The sequence below is a fragment of the Bacillus sp. ISL-46 genome, from assembly GCF_018613205.1.
The window spans coordinates 1-16,033 of record NZ_JAGGQR010000013.1; the positions used below are offsets into that span (position 1 = coordinate 1).

The following is a 16,033-nucleotide window of genomic DNA, read 5'->3' on the forward strand; positions in this document are numbered from 1 at the left end:
CCCATTTGAGGAATTAAAAGAGCGAATCGAAGAATATATCAATTATTATAATAACAAGCGTATAAAGCAAAAATTGGCAGGCATGAGTCCGGTTCAATTCCGTATCCATACCAGCCAATTAGCTGCTTAACATAAAACTCTAACTTTTGGGGGTCACATCATCATAAAGAGAGGTTCATAAAGCTCGTCCACATGAAAAAAGAGGGTCACGGGTCATAAAGAGAGGTTCATAAAGCTCGTCTCTCTTAGATTTTACAGCTGAAGGTTATTAAAAGTATAAAGGGGGATCTTCAACCGAACACCATCTCCAAAGACATCGAGTTACATGGCGAACAGTGACAATCACTGTTCGCCATTTATACATACCGATTGCGGCCCGATATCATACCAAATACCATAACGACTACAGAAATAATGATGAGTGCGCTAAGTGGAAATGTCCATAAATGGGTCTGATCAGACTCCATGGTGACGGTTCTCATGGTTTTTAATTAGGTTAGTGCCGACCGCAAGAACCGTCCCCATGGTCATCTACTATTTTTAATTTTATGAAAAATCAAGATATTATTATCAACCTTTCCATAACTAGAATTTCCCCCAACTAATTAAAACGTTTTCAATTTTAAGGGCTATTGACAAAATTGACAGCCAAATGTTCTTCCCCTAATATACGATCTTTTCCGAAAGGGATAGCAGCCCGACTAGTTTTAAATTTGCCGTTTGGAATGAGGTAGCAATCGATTATCAGAATGAGAAACCTGCCAAAAAAGAGTTATGCCCCATATAGGCACACCACTGATTCAGCCTCCGGTGTTACAGTGCCCGAGTGAGAGCTTTTTTTGATCGAACGGTCACTCTAACGGTGATACAGTGCCCGAGTGAGGGCTTTTTTTGATCGAACGGTCACTCTAACGGTGTTACAGTGCCCGAGTGAGGGCCTTTTTTCCATCGAACGGTCACTCTAACGGTGATACAGTGCCCGAGTGAGGGCTTTTTTTGATCGAACGGTCACTCTAACGGTGTTACAGTGCCCGAGTGAGGGCTTTTTTAATCGAACGGTCACTCTAACGGTGTTACAGTGCCCAGGTGAATGCTTTTTTTAATCGAACGGTCACTCTAACGATGTTTCAATGCCCGAGGGACTACTCTGTTTTCCTCAAACGGTCAATGGAACGTTCTTTTATGCACCGCGAAAGCTCCCTTTTTCGTAAATGTAAAAATAGCAACAAGGTTAATTAACAAAGCTTTTTAAAGTTCCTATCTACAGCTAAAACACCCATTTCACCTCATTTCTTATCTATCTCCATCTTTCCGCGATCGGATATATCGGTAGATCATCCATTTCCCGCTTTTAACTCCAATCGTTTTGCAAACCCAGTTGAATTATTTGATGAAATGGCAAGGGTCATTTTAAATTGCTGAACTTTACAATTTTTCTAGTGTACTTTTACAAAAGTTCAGTAAATTCTTAAATATAGTGCATATTTGCTGATATGAATGTTATTTAGGACGAAGATGGCGAATATGGTAAAAAATAAATTTAAATTTTGTTCAAATATCAATTAACATTTGTTCACCATTTATGCTATAGTTATTTTAAAATAATAAAAGGATAGATGAAAGCGTTCGCTTTGGGAAAACACAAACCAAGCTTTCAAGAAGTTATTAGTCAGATTTCTACTAGTATTTAGCAGCTGAACTGTTTGTAACTTTAATGATCTTAAATTTCTTTAAAATATTAAAAAAAGACTTTAACCTAAATTTAGGGGGAAAACCATATGAGAATGGTTGATATTATTGAGAAAAAACGTAATGGTATTGAATTAACAAACGGAGAAATTCAGTTTTTAATAAATGGATTTACCAACGAAAGTATTCCTGACTATCAAATGTCTGCATTTTCAATGGCGGTATTTTTCCAAGGAATGTCCAAAGAAGAACGCGTCTATTTGACGGAAGCGATGGTTAACTCTGGGGACCAAATCGATTTATCCGGAATTGAAGGAATTAAAGTAGATAAGCATAGTACTGGCGGTGTTGGTGATACAACCACACTTGTGTTAGCACCATTAGTCGCCTCTGTTGGGGTACCTATTGCCAAAATGTCTGGCAGAGGTCTTGGGCACACCGGCGGCACGATTGATAAGTTAGAATCAGTTAAAGGTTTTCATGTTGAAATTACAAATGACGAGTTTATTCGTTTAGTGAACAAAAATAAAATTGCTGTAATCGGCCAAAGTGCCAATTTAACACCTGCAGATAAAAAGCTTTATGCCTTAAGGGATGTAACCGCTACAGTCGATTCGATTCCGCTTATTGCAAGCTCAATTATGAGTAAAAAAATTGCCGCAGGAGCAGATGCGATTGTTCTTGATGTGAAAACAGGCAGTGGGGCTTTCATGAAGAATCTCGACGATGCGAAAGAATTGGCACAGACAATGGTGGACATTGGAAATGGTGTGGGACGGAAGACAAAAGCGATCATTTCTGATATGAGCCAACCGCTCGGGTTTGCCGTAGGAAATGCTTTAGAAGTGAAAGAAGCAATTGATACCCTTCGTGGACAAGGTCCAGAGGATTTACATGAATTATGTTTAACACTTGGCAGCCATATGGTCGTCCTAGCAGAAAAAGCAGCCGATTTGCAACAAGCGCGTGAAATGTTGGAAGAGTCGATCCGAAACGGAAAAGCATTACAATCCTTTAAAATATTCCTTGCTGCCCAAGGTGGAGACGCTTCTGTTGTTGATGATCCTACAAAACTTCCTACAGCTAAATATACGATCGAAGTACCAGCCCTAAAAACAGGATGTGTTGCTGAAATCACTGCCGAGATGATTGGGATTGCCGCAATGATGTTAGGAGCTGGACGCATCACTAAAGAATCAGTCATTGATTTGGCAGTAGGCGTTGTTCTCCACAAAAAAGTAGGCGATTTTGTCCAACAGGGTGACGCACTTGTGACGATCCACAGTAATCGTGAGAATGTTCAAGAAGTCATCGAGAAAATTTACGCAGCCTACAAACTAGTTGAAGAAAAAGTAGCTCAACCAACACTTATTTATACAGAAATCCATTAATCCCTGACGAGGTTGGCTTGTTGGTCAGTCTCAGGCTATTTGCTTTCTTATAGAAAAATCATGAATGGAGAATAATAAATTAATTGATCAAGCGGTCGAGGCTCGGAAACAAGCCTATTCGCCATATTCAAACTTTCAAGTCATTGCAGCTATATTAACAAAGAATAACCAGGTATCTTTTTCTTAAAGGATTTAAAGAAAGTAATCTGTTTGGGATAGCCCTGTAGTCAGGTTCGGAATCATTTACATCTTAGAATAAAATACATCATTGTGGAGGAAATCATGAAATACATCATAGCCATCATTGGATTACTTGTTGTTTTTGGACTTGCTTTTGTTGCGAGTAATAATAAGAAAAATATTAAAATCAAACCGATTATCCTAATGGTCATCATTCAAGTAATTTTAGCAGCATTGTTATTAAATACAAAATTTGGTTTAGTTTTAGTTAAAGGATTTGCTGACGTTTTTAGTAAATTATTAGAATACGCAGCCAGCGGTATTTCCTTTGTGTTTGGCGGGCTTGCGAATAAAGGTGAAATGTCGTTCTTCCTTAATGTATTACTTCCAATCGTGTTCATTTCAGTATTAATTGGGATATTCCAGCATTTTAAAATACTCCCTATCATTATGAAAGCAATAGGCTTATTGTTAAGTAAAGTAAATGGTATGGGTAAATTAGAGTCATACAATGCCGTAGCTTCCGCGATCGTTGGTCAATCAGAGGTATTTATTACGGTTAAAAAGCAGCTCGGCCTGCTGCCTGCCCATCGCCTATATACATTATGTGCTTCCGCAATGTCAACCGTTTCGATGTCCATTGTCGGTGCGTATATGACAATGATTGAACCAAGATATGTTGTGACAGCACTTGTGATAAACCTATTTGGCGGATTTATTATTTCATCGATTATTAATCCATATACTGTGCCAGAAGACGAAGATATCCTCATCATTCAAGAAGAGGAAAAGCAAAGCTTCTTTGAAATGTTAGGCGAATATATTATGGATGGATTTAAAGTAGCCGTCATTGTCGGTGCTATGTTGATTGGATTTGTTGCTTTAATGGCTGGTATCAATAATGTTTTTGATATGGTTTTCGGAATTTCATTCCAGGAAATTTTAGGATATATTTTTTCACCATTTGCCTTTATCATGGGAGTTCCATTTTCAGAAGCTGTCCAAGCTGGGGGAATTATGGCAACGAAGCTTGTCACAAATGAGTTTGTAGCGATGATGGATTTAGCAAAAATACAGGAGAGCTTTAGCCCGCGTACATTAGGAATTATTTCTGTCTTCCTTGTCTCCTTTGCAAACTTCTCCTCGATAGGAATTGTTGCAGGAGCCGTAAAAAGCTTAAATGAAAAAAAGGGAAACACTGTCGCACGATTTGGTCTAAAACTTTTATTTGGAGCAACATTAGTTAGTGTTTTATCATCTGTGATCGTAAGTATCGTTTTATAAATAAGGTTGTTTTCGTAATGATCGTGGTTTTTCGAATCAATGTCTAAACCCGTATTAATAAAGGTATCGTGGCATAAACAAAGTTTACGAAAGAGCAATAAATGATGTTGAAAAAGCAATTTCTTTTCTTAGTTGAGAGGGTATTGCTTTCTAAAAGGAGGGGAAGGTTGTGAAAATAGTTTTTCACAACTATTAATATGAGTTTTGTTGGTTTATTTCTCTCAGGTGCAGTATTATTTTTAAACAGTCTTATGCTATTAGGGAAGGCAGAAGCAAAAAGTGTAGGTGTTTTTAATATATTCATTGGAATTATTCAAATTATAATCCCATCTTACTTAATGTTTGTATCGGGTCAAAATAATTGGGAACTTTATAATGTTGCATCTATTTTCCTATTTGGCTTAACCTATTTATATGTTGGGGTAACCGTATTGAAAGGGCTTGATGGCAGCGGTCTCGGCTGGTTTAGTTTATGGGTCGCTATTATTGCAGTCGTCTATACGTTAACATCGATTATTCACTTTCACGATGTTGTCAATGCATTAACATGGGGTATGTGGGCACTATTATGGTTTCTGTTCTTTTTATCAAATGCGCTTAAAAAGAAAATAGATACGTACATTGGGATTGTTGCTTTCGTCCAGTCATGGGTAACGCTGACCATTCCAGCTTTGCTGTATTTCTTAGGTGTCTGGGATACACGATTTGTCTCTCAAATCTGGACCCTCGTTTTAATTCTAGCGATTGTCTATTTTGTTGTAAGTCTTTTCAAAATGAAATTTTCATTTAAAAAAGAGAAAAGTGGACAAGAAGTTCAAGTGATATAATCAAAAGATATGCTTCAAAAACCTGTGTAGATTTAATCTAAACAGGTTTTTTTATGAGAACGGTGCCTGTGCGTTGCAAACCCAAAAGAAATAAACCAAACACCCTTTCTGGTAGGAGAGGGTGTTTTTGATTTATCGTTGTCTGTCATAGCCTTCTACAAAAACGATAAAACTATCATTTAAAAAAGAGAATAGTGGTCCAGAAATTCAAGTGATATAAACAAAATTAATTTCTTATGGAAACCTAGTGAGACATTTTCGAATCCTTGCGGGCATCCATTTTTTATTTTTGTTGCATTTTACCAATATAATAAATAAGCATAAAAAGTAGATTCCTTTCTTTATAGAAAAGATTGTCAAACATCATTGAAATATATGCCACGATGTGTGAGAACTTCTATTTGAATAGTTCATATTTAGCTATATTAATATATTTTTGTATAAATCTGGAATTGTTGACAATTAAAAACAGTCATAATATAATCTGAATTAACTTAAAACATTCAAAAACAATCATAAATGAGCAATAACGTTCAAATAAAACTCCAAAAATAATCATTGAAATGGTTTTATTTTCAAAGATATGAAAACGCTAACAGAGGGGTTTATACCTAATAATCTAGCAGAAAGGATTTATAGATCTATTTGTACAACCTAAAAACTATTTTTAAGGAGGTGATGCAATTAAAACTGAAAGCGATAACAAATTTAACTTCTTTAAGTAATCTTTAAGTTTATAAAAACTAGGGGGATCATAATGAGAAAAAATGTAAAAATGCTATTAATACTAGTTTTAATGTTTGTAATGGTTGTGATGACTGCGTGTACTAGTGCTAGTGAATCATCAAGTGAATCTCCGAAAGATAACAAAGAGCAAAAAGGTGACAAAAAGTTAACAATAGGACTAACTGTGGGTACTTTGGCCAATCCTTTCTTTGTTGCCATGTCAAAAGGGGTTGAAGAAGCAGGGAAAGAATTAAGTGCAGAGGTTTTTGTTGAAAGTGCAGAATATGATCTCGCAAAGCAAACTTCTCAAATTGAAAACTTCATTACAAAAAAAGTAGATGTTATTTTATTAAATGCTGTTGATACAAAAGGAATTGCAGCAGCTGTTCAACAGGCAAAAGACGCTGGTATTCCTGTAATCGCTGTAGATACGAATGCTGAAGGTGGTGTTGATGCTACTGTTACATCGGATAACTATCAAGCTGGTAAACTAGCTGGAGAATATGTCATTGAACAATTAGGTGGAAAAGGAAACATTGCTATCATTGATGGACCTCCTGTTTCAGCCGTAACAGACCGTATTAAAGGGTTTGAGGAAGCTATTAAAGATTCTAAAATTAAAATAGTAGCGAAGCAAAACGGCGAAGGAAATCGTGAAAAGGCATTAACCGTTATGGAAAGTATTTTACAAGCTAATCCATCAGGCTCTATTGACGCCGTATTTGCCATCAATGACCCTGAAGCAATCGGTGTTGAAATTGCTCAAGAGCAAGCTGATCGTAAAGATGAATTTTTTATTGTAGGTGTAGATGGTGCTCCTGAAGTGACAGAAGCGATGGCCAAAAAGGGAAGTACTATTAAGGCAACTTCCGCGCAATCACCAAGTGAAATGGTGAAAAAGGCAGTTGAAATTGGAATGAAAGTGAAAAATGGCGAAGACGTAGAAGACCTTATTAAAGTTCCGGTTAAACTTGTTACTCAAGATAAATTAGATTCTTACCTAGGGTGGTAAGCCTCCTCCAATCAAAAGGGCTGATAAGGAAGAACCCTTGTTCAGCCCTTTTCAAATTAAAAAAAGGGGTGAGATAAAAGTATGGCAGTTACAGAGCGGGTAGTGAAGGTTCAACATGGTCATAAAAATCCAGTGTTAAATATGGAAGGAATTAGTAAAACGTTCTCAGGTGTAACCGTATTAAACAATGTGAAAATTGAACTTTATCCAGGTGAAGTACATGCCTTAATGGGTGAGAATGGAGCCGGAAAGTCAACTTTTATGAAAATTTTAGCAGGGATCTATACACCTGATAATAATGGTGGAAAGATCTATTTTAAAGGTCAGCCGACTTTGTGGAAGGATCCTGTTGATGCAAGGAACAAAGGAATAAATGTTATTCATCAGGAATTAAGCCTTTCTCCCAATTTGTCGATTAGTGAAAATATCTTAATGGGTTCAACCTTTCCGAGAAATCGGTTAGGGATGGTTAAGTGGGGAGAGGTGCATAAAAGTGCACAAAAGGTGTTGGATTCAATGGGTTCTAATCTTGACCCACGCCAATTGGTTTCAACCCTAAGCGTTGCTCAACAACAAATGGTGGAGATCGCCCGAGCATTATCCTTTAAGGCAGAGGTTCTTATTATGGATGAACCAACAGCCTCTTTAACAGATAAAGAAATTATGAAACTATTTGATATTATTGAGGATTTAAAAAAACAGGGTGTTGCCATCGTTTATATTTCTCATAGAATGGAAGAAATCTTTACGATTGCTAATAGATTTACTGTCTTACGTGACGGTGAGTGGATTGCAAGTGGCCCCATTGAAGAGACAAACCCTGATCACCTTGTGAAGCTAATGGTAGGTCGTGATTTAAAAGATTTGTTTAATCGAGATAAGTCTTCTGATCCTAAAAAACTTTCAAAAAGCAGTTCCCCTGTTCTAGAACTGAGAAATGTTTCAGATAACACCATTGTTAAAAACGTTTCGTTTAAAATTTATCCAGGTGAAATTATTGGTTTAGCAGGGCTTGTAGGTGCGGGGAGAACAGAGTTAGTTAGGGCTCTATTTGGTGCATCTGAGTTGAAAAGTGGCGAAATATTTGTAGATGGAAAGTCCGTTAAAATACAATCCCCTATAGATGCAATGGCTAATGGGATTGCTCATGTACCTGAAAGCAGGAAAGAGCAAGGATTATTTTTATCTATGTCTGTAAAAGAGAATATTTTAATGGCAGAGTTGAAAAAGCATACGAAGGCAGGAATTGTTAGTTGGAAAGAAGTGAATGCTACCGCTGATCGTTATATAAAAGAACTAAACATAAAAATTGCCTCACCGGAACAGCAGGTATCGAACTTAAGTGGTGGTAATCAGCAAAAAGTTGTGATCGCAAGATGGCTGTCCATCGCACCTAAAGTATTACTGCTTGATGAACCCACGAGAGGTGTGGATATTGGGGCAAAGACTGAAATACATAAAATTGTTTCGAAGCTTGCCGAAAATGGCTTGGCAGTTTTAATGATTTCATCTGAGCTTCCGGAAGTTTTAGGCGTAAGTGATCGAATCCTCGTCATGTGCGAAGGAAGATTAACAGGAGAACTTTCGAGAGAAGAAGCCACACAGGAAAAAATTATGTACTTAGCTACTAGGGGGGAGTAAAGAAAATGAGGGGAAATACTCAAACAATATCACAAAGAGAAAGCCTTCATGTTGGGAAGATCCTTCACGGATTATGGAATCGATTGGGTATGATCATGATTTTAATCTTATTATGTGTTGTCCTTTCTTTTACCGCGCCTAATTTCTTAGAAACGGCCAATATGTTAAATGTATTAAAGCAGGTTTCCATCATTGCTGTTCTAGCTGCTGGAATGACAATTGTGATATTAACTGGTGGAATTGATTTGTCGGTCGGGTCAACAGTTGCTTTATCCGGTGTTATTTCAGTTATGGTCTCTTCAGCAGGAGTTAACCCCGTCATTGCCATGATATCAGGTGTGGCTGTAGGGTATGCAGTAGGACTAATAAATGGATTTTTCACTGCTAAAACCAAATTACCAGCATTTATTGTTACATTAGGTAGTTTCACCTATGTTCGAGGTCTTGCTTATGTCATTAGTGGTGGTTATCCGATTGTTTTACAAAATGAAACGTTCAAATTCATTGGTGGCGGAGCTATTTTCGGAATACCAACTCCTATCTATATCATGATTTTTGTTTATGTCGTTATGTTTTATGTTTTAAAGTATACCATGTTTGGCCGCCATATTTATGCCATTGGTGGAAATGAAGAAGCAGCACGATTAACAGGGATTAAGGTTGAGAAGTCATTAATTAATGTTTATTCCATCAGTGGATTATTAGCAGGTTTAGGTGGGGTTGTTTTAGCTGGCAGGTTGTATTCTGGTCAACCAACTGCAGGACAAATGTATGAGTTAGATGCAATTGCAGCGGTTATTTTGGGCGGAACTAGTCTAACAGGTGGTAAAGGAAAGATACAAGCAACGATCATTGGGGTATTAATTATGGGCGTTATTAGTAATGGCTTAACTCTAATGGACGTTAACTATTATTGGCAGCTTGTTGTCAAAGGTGGAGTAATTGTTGCCGCGGTATTATTAGATCGCTTACGTGGAAATAGTGCAGCTTAATGGAATTCAACAGATGCATTTAACAATGTAGAGAACAAGAGTAATAAAGGTAAAAAAGATGAAATATCTTTCCAATAAGTGGATTTTTTCATTGGAAGTAAGACATTTTAAAGGCTGTCGAATGATCGACAGCCTTCATTTTTCATGCAATTTTGCGATCAAAAAGGGGGTATTTGATGAAGTACTTGCTTGGAATAGATCTTGGAACATCTAGTGTGAAGACATGCCTGATTGACTATACTGGAACAGAGTGTTTTTCAGATAGTGAGGTATATAGCATAAATACTCCTGCAAGAAATTGGGCAGAACAAGATCCTGAAGAATGGTGGAGAGCTACAAAGAAGACCATACAGCATTGTTTACAAAAAGTGGGGGGATATGAGGTTGAAATTACTGGAATTAGTTTTTCTGGACAAATGCATGGTTTAGTAATACTTGATAAAGACAAACAAGTAATAAGACCAGCGATCATTTGGTGTGACCAAAGAAGTCAGCAGCAAATCCACTCCATACATAATAAAATCCAAAAGGAAGAAGTAGGAAGGCAAACACTGAATGCACTTTCTCCTGGTTTTTTACTGCCTTCTTTAATGTGGATAAAAGACCATGAACCTTTTAATTATGAAAAAATAGATAAAGTGGTTTTACCTAAAGATTATATACGTTACAGAATAACTGGTGAAATTGGTACAGATTCAACAGATGCTTGTGGAACATTAATATTTAATATAGAAAGAAGAGAATGGGCTGAAGATCTAATTAAAAAGTTAGGGATAAATAGGAACCTTTTTCCACTATGCCGTGAGCCATACGAGATCGCTGGTTACGTAACACGAATTGCAGCCAATGAAACTGGATTGAAATTAGCAACCCCTGTCGTATATGGTGGAGGGGATCAGCCGATGCAGGCTGTTGGGAATGGCATCCTTTCTTCGGGGACAATTTCCTGTACGATTGGAACAGGAGGACAGTTATTTTCCCCTGTAAATCAACCAGTTCATGACAGACTATATCGTACAAATACATTCTGTCATGTGAAAAACTGGTACATATTAGGTGCTAATTTAAGTGCAGGACTATCATTAAAATGGTTAATGGAAAATATTTTATATATCACAGACTTTACTAAGTTAAACAAAGAAACTAGTAAGATTCCATCAGGTAGTGAAAAGTTACTCTTCCTACCATATTTAAATGGAGACAGAACACCCCATATGGATGCTAATGCTAAAGGGATGTTTTTTGGACTTCAATTAAAGCACAATCGTTACCACATGTTGAGAGCGGTGATGGAAGGTGTTGCTTTTTCATTGCGTGATTCATTAGAGATTTTTAATGAACTACAAATACCTGTTGAGCAGGTTATCGCTTCAGGTGGATTTATCCAAAGTGATTTATGGATGCAAATTGTAGCAGACGTTTTTCAAAAAAGTATATGTACTACCTTGACGAAGGAACATGCCTGTAAAGGAGCAGCAATTATGGCAGCTGTAGGTACAAAAGTCTTCAATTCAATGGAAGAAGCAGTAAGTGAAATGGTAAAAAAGAGTGATAGGCTAGTAGAGCCAAATGAAAAGAATGGATATGTATATAATGAGCAATATGAGCTATTTAAATCTCTCTATATACAAAATAGGGAACTGTTTATGATATAGATCTAGATACTTTGTATTCTATATTAATAGAAGCGATAAGAATGGAGAGTGGAAAATAAATGAATAAAACATCCCGCTCAGTTATGTGCGTTGGAGAGCTGTTAATCGATTTTTTCTGTACAGATATTGATGTTAATTTAAAAGAAGGTGATCATTTCCTAAAGAAGGCTGGAGGTGCCCCAGCGAATGTAGCAGCTGCCATTTCAAAGCTAGGTGGGGTGGCGAGTCTTATTGGAAAAGTGGGAAATGATCCATTTGGATCATTTTTGAAAGAAACTTTAAAAGAGGTGGGTGTAGATACATCGATGGTTGTTACTGATGATTTAGCATCAACAACCTTAGCATTTGTTTCTCTCCAAGCAGACGGTGAAAGGGATTTTGTATTCAATAGAGGAGCAGATCAACATCTAACAGACGAAAACTTAAATTTAGATAGACTAAGTAGAGCAAAAATAATACACTTTGGATCCGCAACAGCTTTACTTGATAACCCATTTAAAACAACCTATTTTAATGCAATGGAGTTTGCGCAAAATAGTGGAATATTCCTATCATTTGACCCTAATTTCCGTAAGGATTTATGGAAAAATAGAATGGAAGAATTTATTAGTTTAGCTAGAAAAGGTATATCCATGGCTGATTTTGTAAAAGTCAGTGAAGAGGAGCTTGAACTTATCACTGGAAAAATGGATAAGTATGAAGGAATAGAGAAGCTCCATCATTTGGGAGCGAAAATTGTGGCTGTGACTCTTGGAAGTGAAGGAACTCTTCTTTCAAATGGAAATGATGTGGGTGTAATAAACAGTATAGAAATAAATTCAATTGACTCTACCGGTGCTGGTGATGCATTTGTCGGTGCTGCTTTATATCAGTTTGCAAACTTGGAGTCCATTAATACAATTATTAATGATTTTAGTAAACTGAAAGAGATCATTCTATTTGCAAATAAAGTAGGGGCACTTGTATGTACAAGGGTAGGAGCGATATCTTCCTTACCAAACGAAGAGGATATATTAAAAATTTAGTCATTTTTACTCATGCAGTAAGTTTAAAGCGTCTGATTACAAGAATAAGATAGAAGTCATTCTTAAAGCAGTGACATTTATATTCAGCAAAGAAAGGAATCGTGGCATGATATGCCGTGGTTCCTTTTTAAATGAAGGCTTCTAACAATCCTTCCTTTTGAAGCTGTTTCTTAAAAGTAAACTATTTAGGATACTTTTTTAAGGCGATCAGTGCCTGGCACTTACATTGGTTTATGACTAAAAGGCGTCCTTAAGAGTAACTTCCAAAAAGAATTATTGGATGTCCAAGATACAGCACAGCTTGAACTCAATATTTCAGGAATGTTGAAGTTCGCTGACTTCTTCTATGATGGATTCATTGCCGATTTAGTTGGTTTTTTTTAACTATTTGTTAATAACGGTAATCCATTATTAACTCCTGAATTTATAGGATATAAAAGTTTTTTATATGTGATTATAATTTTATATCATTTTATTTATTTCAATAATTGCATTATTCTTAGTCATAAGAAATTAATAATTACTTCTTTCAAGGAAAAACATAAGGAGAAACAGAATCATGGGGGATATTGTGCATGGAAATACAAAAAACCCAACAAAATCAATGTCCAAACTTTCATGGTCCAAATCTTGGCTTTACTATCACAAACGGCGGAGTCTTTAAATCCTTAATGTCAACGCCGATCTTAAAAAGCCTACAAGGGGGGATTCTCGGTATGCAAAAAATCAAACATGTATATTGCCCTTTCCTACGATCACTGGATTGGGATGGAAAAAGAAATCGTTAGTTTCTTGGCACTGTCAACTAGTTATTTGTAAGATCCAGAAACTTAATTATTAGAAGACTAAGAGCTTTATAGGGTAGACCAAATTAAAGTTATTTCGTAGAAGATTGTGCCAGTAGTTCAATAGGGGAGTATATATATGGAAGCAAAATATTGTAAAGAATCACGAGTTATACGAACAAGTCGTGTATTTCCAAATGACGTAAACAATCACAATACATTATTTGGAGGAAAATTAATGAGTGATGTGGACCAGGTAGCGTCTGTTTCTGCGGCTCGCCATAGTCGCAGGGAATGTGTAACTGCTTCAACTGATTCAGTTGACTTCTTATATCCTGTTCGTACAACAGATTCGGTCTGTTTTGAATCATATGTGACATGGACAGGGACATCGTCTATGGAGGTTTTTGTGAAAATTATTGCTGAAGATTTAAAAAGTGGTAAACGTACAATTGCAGCAACAGCTCTATTAACATTTGTCGCACTTGATGAACATAAACGTCCAACACATGTTCCACAGGTTATTCCGGAAACAGAAGAAGAGAAAAAATTGCATGAGACCGCACCAGAGCGAGCAAGAGTTCGCAAAGAAAGAAAACAAAAGAGCAAAAAATTAGCTGCTTTTTTAACAACAAATTATCCTTAAGGTCAACAAAGCTTATGTTAATTTAGTTAAGTTAGTCAGCAGGACTAGCAAATAGGTAATCTTTAAATTAGGGAGGGATTTTAATGTGGATTATCACTCAGTATTTAGATTCAAATATTACAATGTTTAAATTTGAGACAGAAGCAGAAGCAAAAGAGGCCTTCAAAAAAATACATTAATGTTCATTTCGTCAAGCTAGGTGCGACAGTTCTTCCTGAAACGCAAGTGTGGGGTAAGGTTAAAAAAGATTGGGATCAAACATTCAGTGAGGTTCCGATTCACTATAACGTAAAATTAACAATCAAAGATTATGGCGTATCAGGTCAAAACATGTAAGCCCTCTTATTTTGTTAACGAATAGTATATTTTTCTCTTCTTATAACAGAAAAACTTCACTAAACAACGGTTTAGTGAAGTTTTTCCGTCATTGAGACTATGCAAGGACTCTCTCAAGTATATCAATGTCTAACCTGTTTCCATCCAATAAGGATCCATCTGCTGCCTCCCCGGCCACTTCCCCTAAGCCCTCGTCTTCGATGATTTGAGCCAGCATCGAACGAACGGCTTCATCATCATCTATTATATGAAAAAGTAACAAATCACCCTTTCTCCATTAAATGATTGGCCGATAAGCGGATAGTGAAAATGGACCCTGTTCCTTCTAATCTATTCTGCACTGTAATATCACCTTCAAGTTGTTCAACTATCTCTTTTACAAAGGATAATCCCATTCCCGTTGATGGATTTCCGGAATAATCATATTTAGTGGTAAACCCAGGCTTGAAAATTAAATTTTTATGTTTCTGGATAACACCAGGGCCATTATCTTTGATCTGGAATTTAACCAAATGGTTTTCCCTTTCAATACTAATGGTAATCTTGCCCGTTTTATCGCTGGCTTCTATGGCGTTAGTGACGATATTATTGATAATCGATAAAAGGGTAAAAACATGGTAAGGAGGATGAGCTCCTGTAATGGAATATTCAACTTGAATATTTTTTCCAAGGATACTGGCATATTTTTCATTTGTTCGTTTGATAATGGAAACAAGTTCAACCAGGTTCATATAATCTGTAAAACTTTCATCAGAAATAAGTTTTGAAAGTCCCGCATAAATACGTTGGTTATCTTTTTTTATTTCATGGACTTCGCCGGCTATTGTCAATGCCTGCCTGCCGAGGTCCTCGACTGTATGGGCAGTCGTCCCTTCGTTTTGCAAAACATTTAAGCATTTGTATAGATCATATGATTTTTTTGTGATGTTTTCAGCATCTAGCAATGTTTTTTTTAAATGAATTGATTCCTCGTATAAATTGGAAATGAGCATGAGCATATGCTCATTTTGTTTTCTTATTTGTTTTTCCCTTGCTTGTGCCTCATACAACTGCATGATCGTGAAAAAGCTGACAACCAGAAAGCTATGTGAAATCGCCATAATCAGAATTTCGCTAAGTGCTGCCAATTTAATCGTTGTTCCCAATACGAAATATTGCATCATTATCTCTGTCAAATCCGACAATATTTCGATGGTGATGCCAATCAATCCAATTAAAATAGGACGGTGATAAAATCGGTTTACTTTTGCCAAATAAAAGAAACAAGCATAGGCAAAATAAAAGAAAAAACTAGGAAAATTAGCTTCAAAAGAGGAAGTCAAATTCATATTACCTTGGTTGATGAATTCTAGTAAAATACGAAAGACCACAACTTGTATAGCTGTCAATAAACCAGACAAAATAGCGGGGATTTTTCGGAACAATAACAAAAAGAATAAAAATATTGGTACACCAAAACTGACCCGGAACGTTTCATTAATCGGATAGAAATTTAATTCACCCGCCAAAGGGACTGTTATCATCATTAAAACGAGAATGAATAGTTCTTTTTTTACTAAAGGACTGATGTTCAAGCAGATCACTTCCTCATTTTTCTGAAAATTAGTATACAGATAGATTGGCCACAATACAATGCAAACTTTATTATTAAATACTCCAATTTTGTTTGAATAAAAAATTAAACGAAAGATAAAAAATTTTCTGTAGGTTTTTGTTATCTTTTGTAGTTCTAATTATAGAATCACCTATATCATTCTATCAGAAAATAGAAAGCGTTTTCTTTTGAGTGTGAAATGTTTTCCCTAAAAAAGAATTTAGAAAGAGAGGGTTGGAAGAGTTGATTC

The 16,033-nt window shown here is 36.3% G+C and carries 12 protein-coding genes and 3 pseudogenes; 13 read left to right on the plus strand and 2 right to left on the minus strand.

Annotated features, from left to right (window positions below):
* The 13 genes and pseudogenes from J7E67_RS07055 to J7E67_RS32525 all read left to right on the plus strand — a co-directional run.
* A partial coding sequence (locus J7E67_RS07055) for an IS3 family transposase (protein WP_214718670.1) occupies positions 1-130 on the plus strand: 130 nt, incomplete at its 5' end.
* Positions 131-1,778: 1,648 nt separating this feature from the next.
* Positions 1,779-3,080, plus strand: a complete 1,302-nt coding sequence (locus tag J7E67_RS07060) for a pyrimidine-nucleoside phosphorylase (protein ID WP_214717449.1) — start codon at positions 1,779-1,781, stop codon at positions 3,078-3,080.
* Between the two features lie 64 nt (positions 3,081-3,144).
* On the plus strand, positions 3,145-3,267 hold the full coding sequence (locus tag J7E67_RS31790; RefSeq protein ID WP_285290733.1) for a cytidine/deoxycytidylate deaminase family protein: 123 nt from the start codon (positions 3,145-3,147) through the stop codon (positions 3,265-3,267).
* Between the two features lie 95 nt (positions 3,268-3,362).
* Entirely contained in the window at positions 3,363-4,544 is a 1,182-nt protein-coding gene (locus J7E67_RS07065; RefSeq protein WP_214717451.1) for a NupC/NupG family nucleoside CNT transporter, read from the plus strand.
* 197 nt (positions 4,545-4,741) lie between these two features.
* Positions 4,742-5,371 carry an AmiS/UreI family transporter gene (locus tag J7E67_RS07070; RefSeq protein ID WP_214717452.1) on the plus strand — a complete coding sequence of 210 codons (630 nt, stop codon included), beginning with the start codon at positions 4,742-4,744 and terminating at the stop codon, positions 5,369-5,371.
* Between the two features lie 757 nt (positions 5,372-6,128).
* Positions 6,129-7,109, plus strand: a complete 981-nt coding sequence (locus J7E67_RS07075; protein ID WP_214731296.1) for an ABC transporter substrate-binding protein — start codon at positions 6,129-6,131, stop codon at positions 7,107-7,109.
* An 81-nt stretch (positions 7,110-7,190) separates the two neighbouring features.
* Positions 7,191-8,750 carry a sugar ABC transporter ATP-binding protein gene (locus tag J7E67_RS07080; protein WP_214731299.1) on the plus strand — a complete coding sequence of 520 codons (1,560 nt, stop codon included), beginning with the start codon at positions 7,191-7,193 and terminating at the stop codon, positions 8,748-8,750.
* 89 nt (positions 8,751-8,839) lie between these two features.
* Positions 8,840-9,742, plus strand: coding sequence for an ABC transporter permease (locus J7E67_RS07085; RefSeq protein WP_374102983.1), 903 nt, complete (start codon positions 8,840-8,842; stop codon positions 9,740-9,742).
* Positions 9,743-9,918: 176 nt separating this feature from the next.
* Positions 9,919-11,397 carry a xylulokinase gene (gene xylB, locus J7E67_RS07090; protein ID WP_214715884.1) on the plus strand — a complete coding sequence of 493 codons (1,479 nt, stop codon included), beginning with the start codon at positions 9,919-9,921 and terminating at the stop codon, positions 11,395-11,397.
* Between the two features lie 59 nt (positions 11,398-11,456).
* On the plus strand, positions 11,457-12,422 hold the full coding sequence (locus tag J7E67_RS07095; protein WP_214715883.1) for a carbohydrate kinase family protein: 966 nt from the start codon (positions 11,457-11,459) through the stop codon (positions 12,420-12,422).
* Positions 12,423-13,057: 635 nt separating this feature from the next.
* Positions 13,058-13,241, plus strand: a pseudogene (locus tag J7E67_RS07100) (2-oxo acid dehydrogenase subunit E2); the annotation flags it as partial.
* A gap of 105 nt (positions 13,242-13,346) precedes the next feature.
* Positions 13,347-13,853, plus strand: coding sequence for an acyl-CoA thioesterase (locus tag J7E67_RS07105; RefSeq protein ID WP_214715882.1), 507 nt, complete (start codon positions 13,347-13,349; stop codon positions 13,851-13,853).
* A 222-nt stretch (positions 13,854-14,075) separates the two neighbouring features.
* A pseudogene (locus tag J7E67_RS32525) lies at positions 14,076-14,189 on the plus strand (Ger(x)C family spore germination C-terminal domain-containing protein); the annotation flags it as partial.
* Between the two features lie 103 nt (positions 14,190-14,292).
* On the opposite strand, the pseudogene J7E67_RS31795 reads toward J7E67_RS32525, so the two are convergent.
* A pseudogene (locus tag J7E67_RS31795) lies at positions 14,293-14,406 on the minus strand (transcriptional regulator); the annotation flags it as partial.
* A 46-nt stretch (positions 14,407-14,452) separates the two neighbouring features.
* Complete coding sequence (locus J7E67_RS07115; RefSeq protein ID WP_308160667.1) at positions 14,453-15,772, minus strand: ATP-binding protein; 1,320 nt, start codon at positions 15,770-15,772, stop codon at positions 14,453-14,455.
* Between the last annotated feature and the right edge of the window lie 261 nt (positions 15,773-16,033).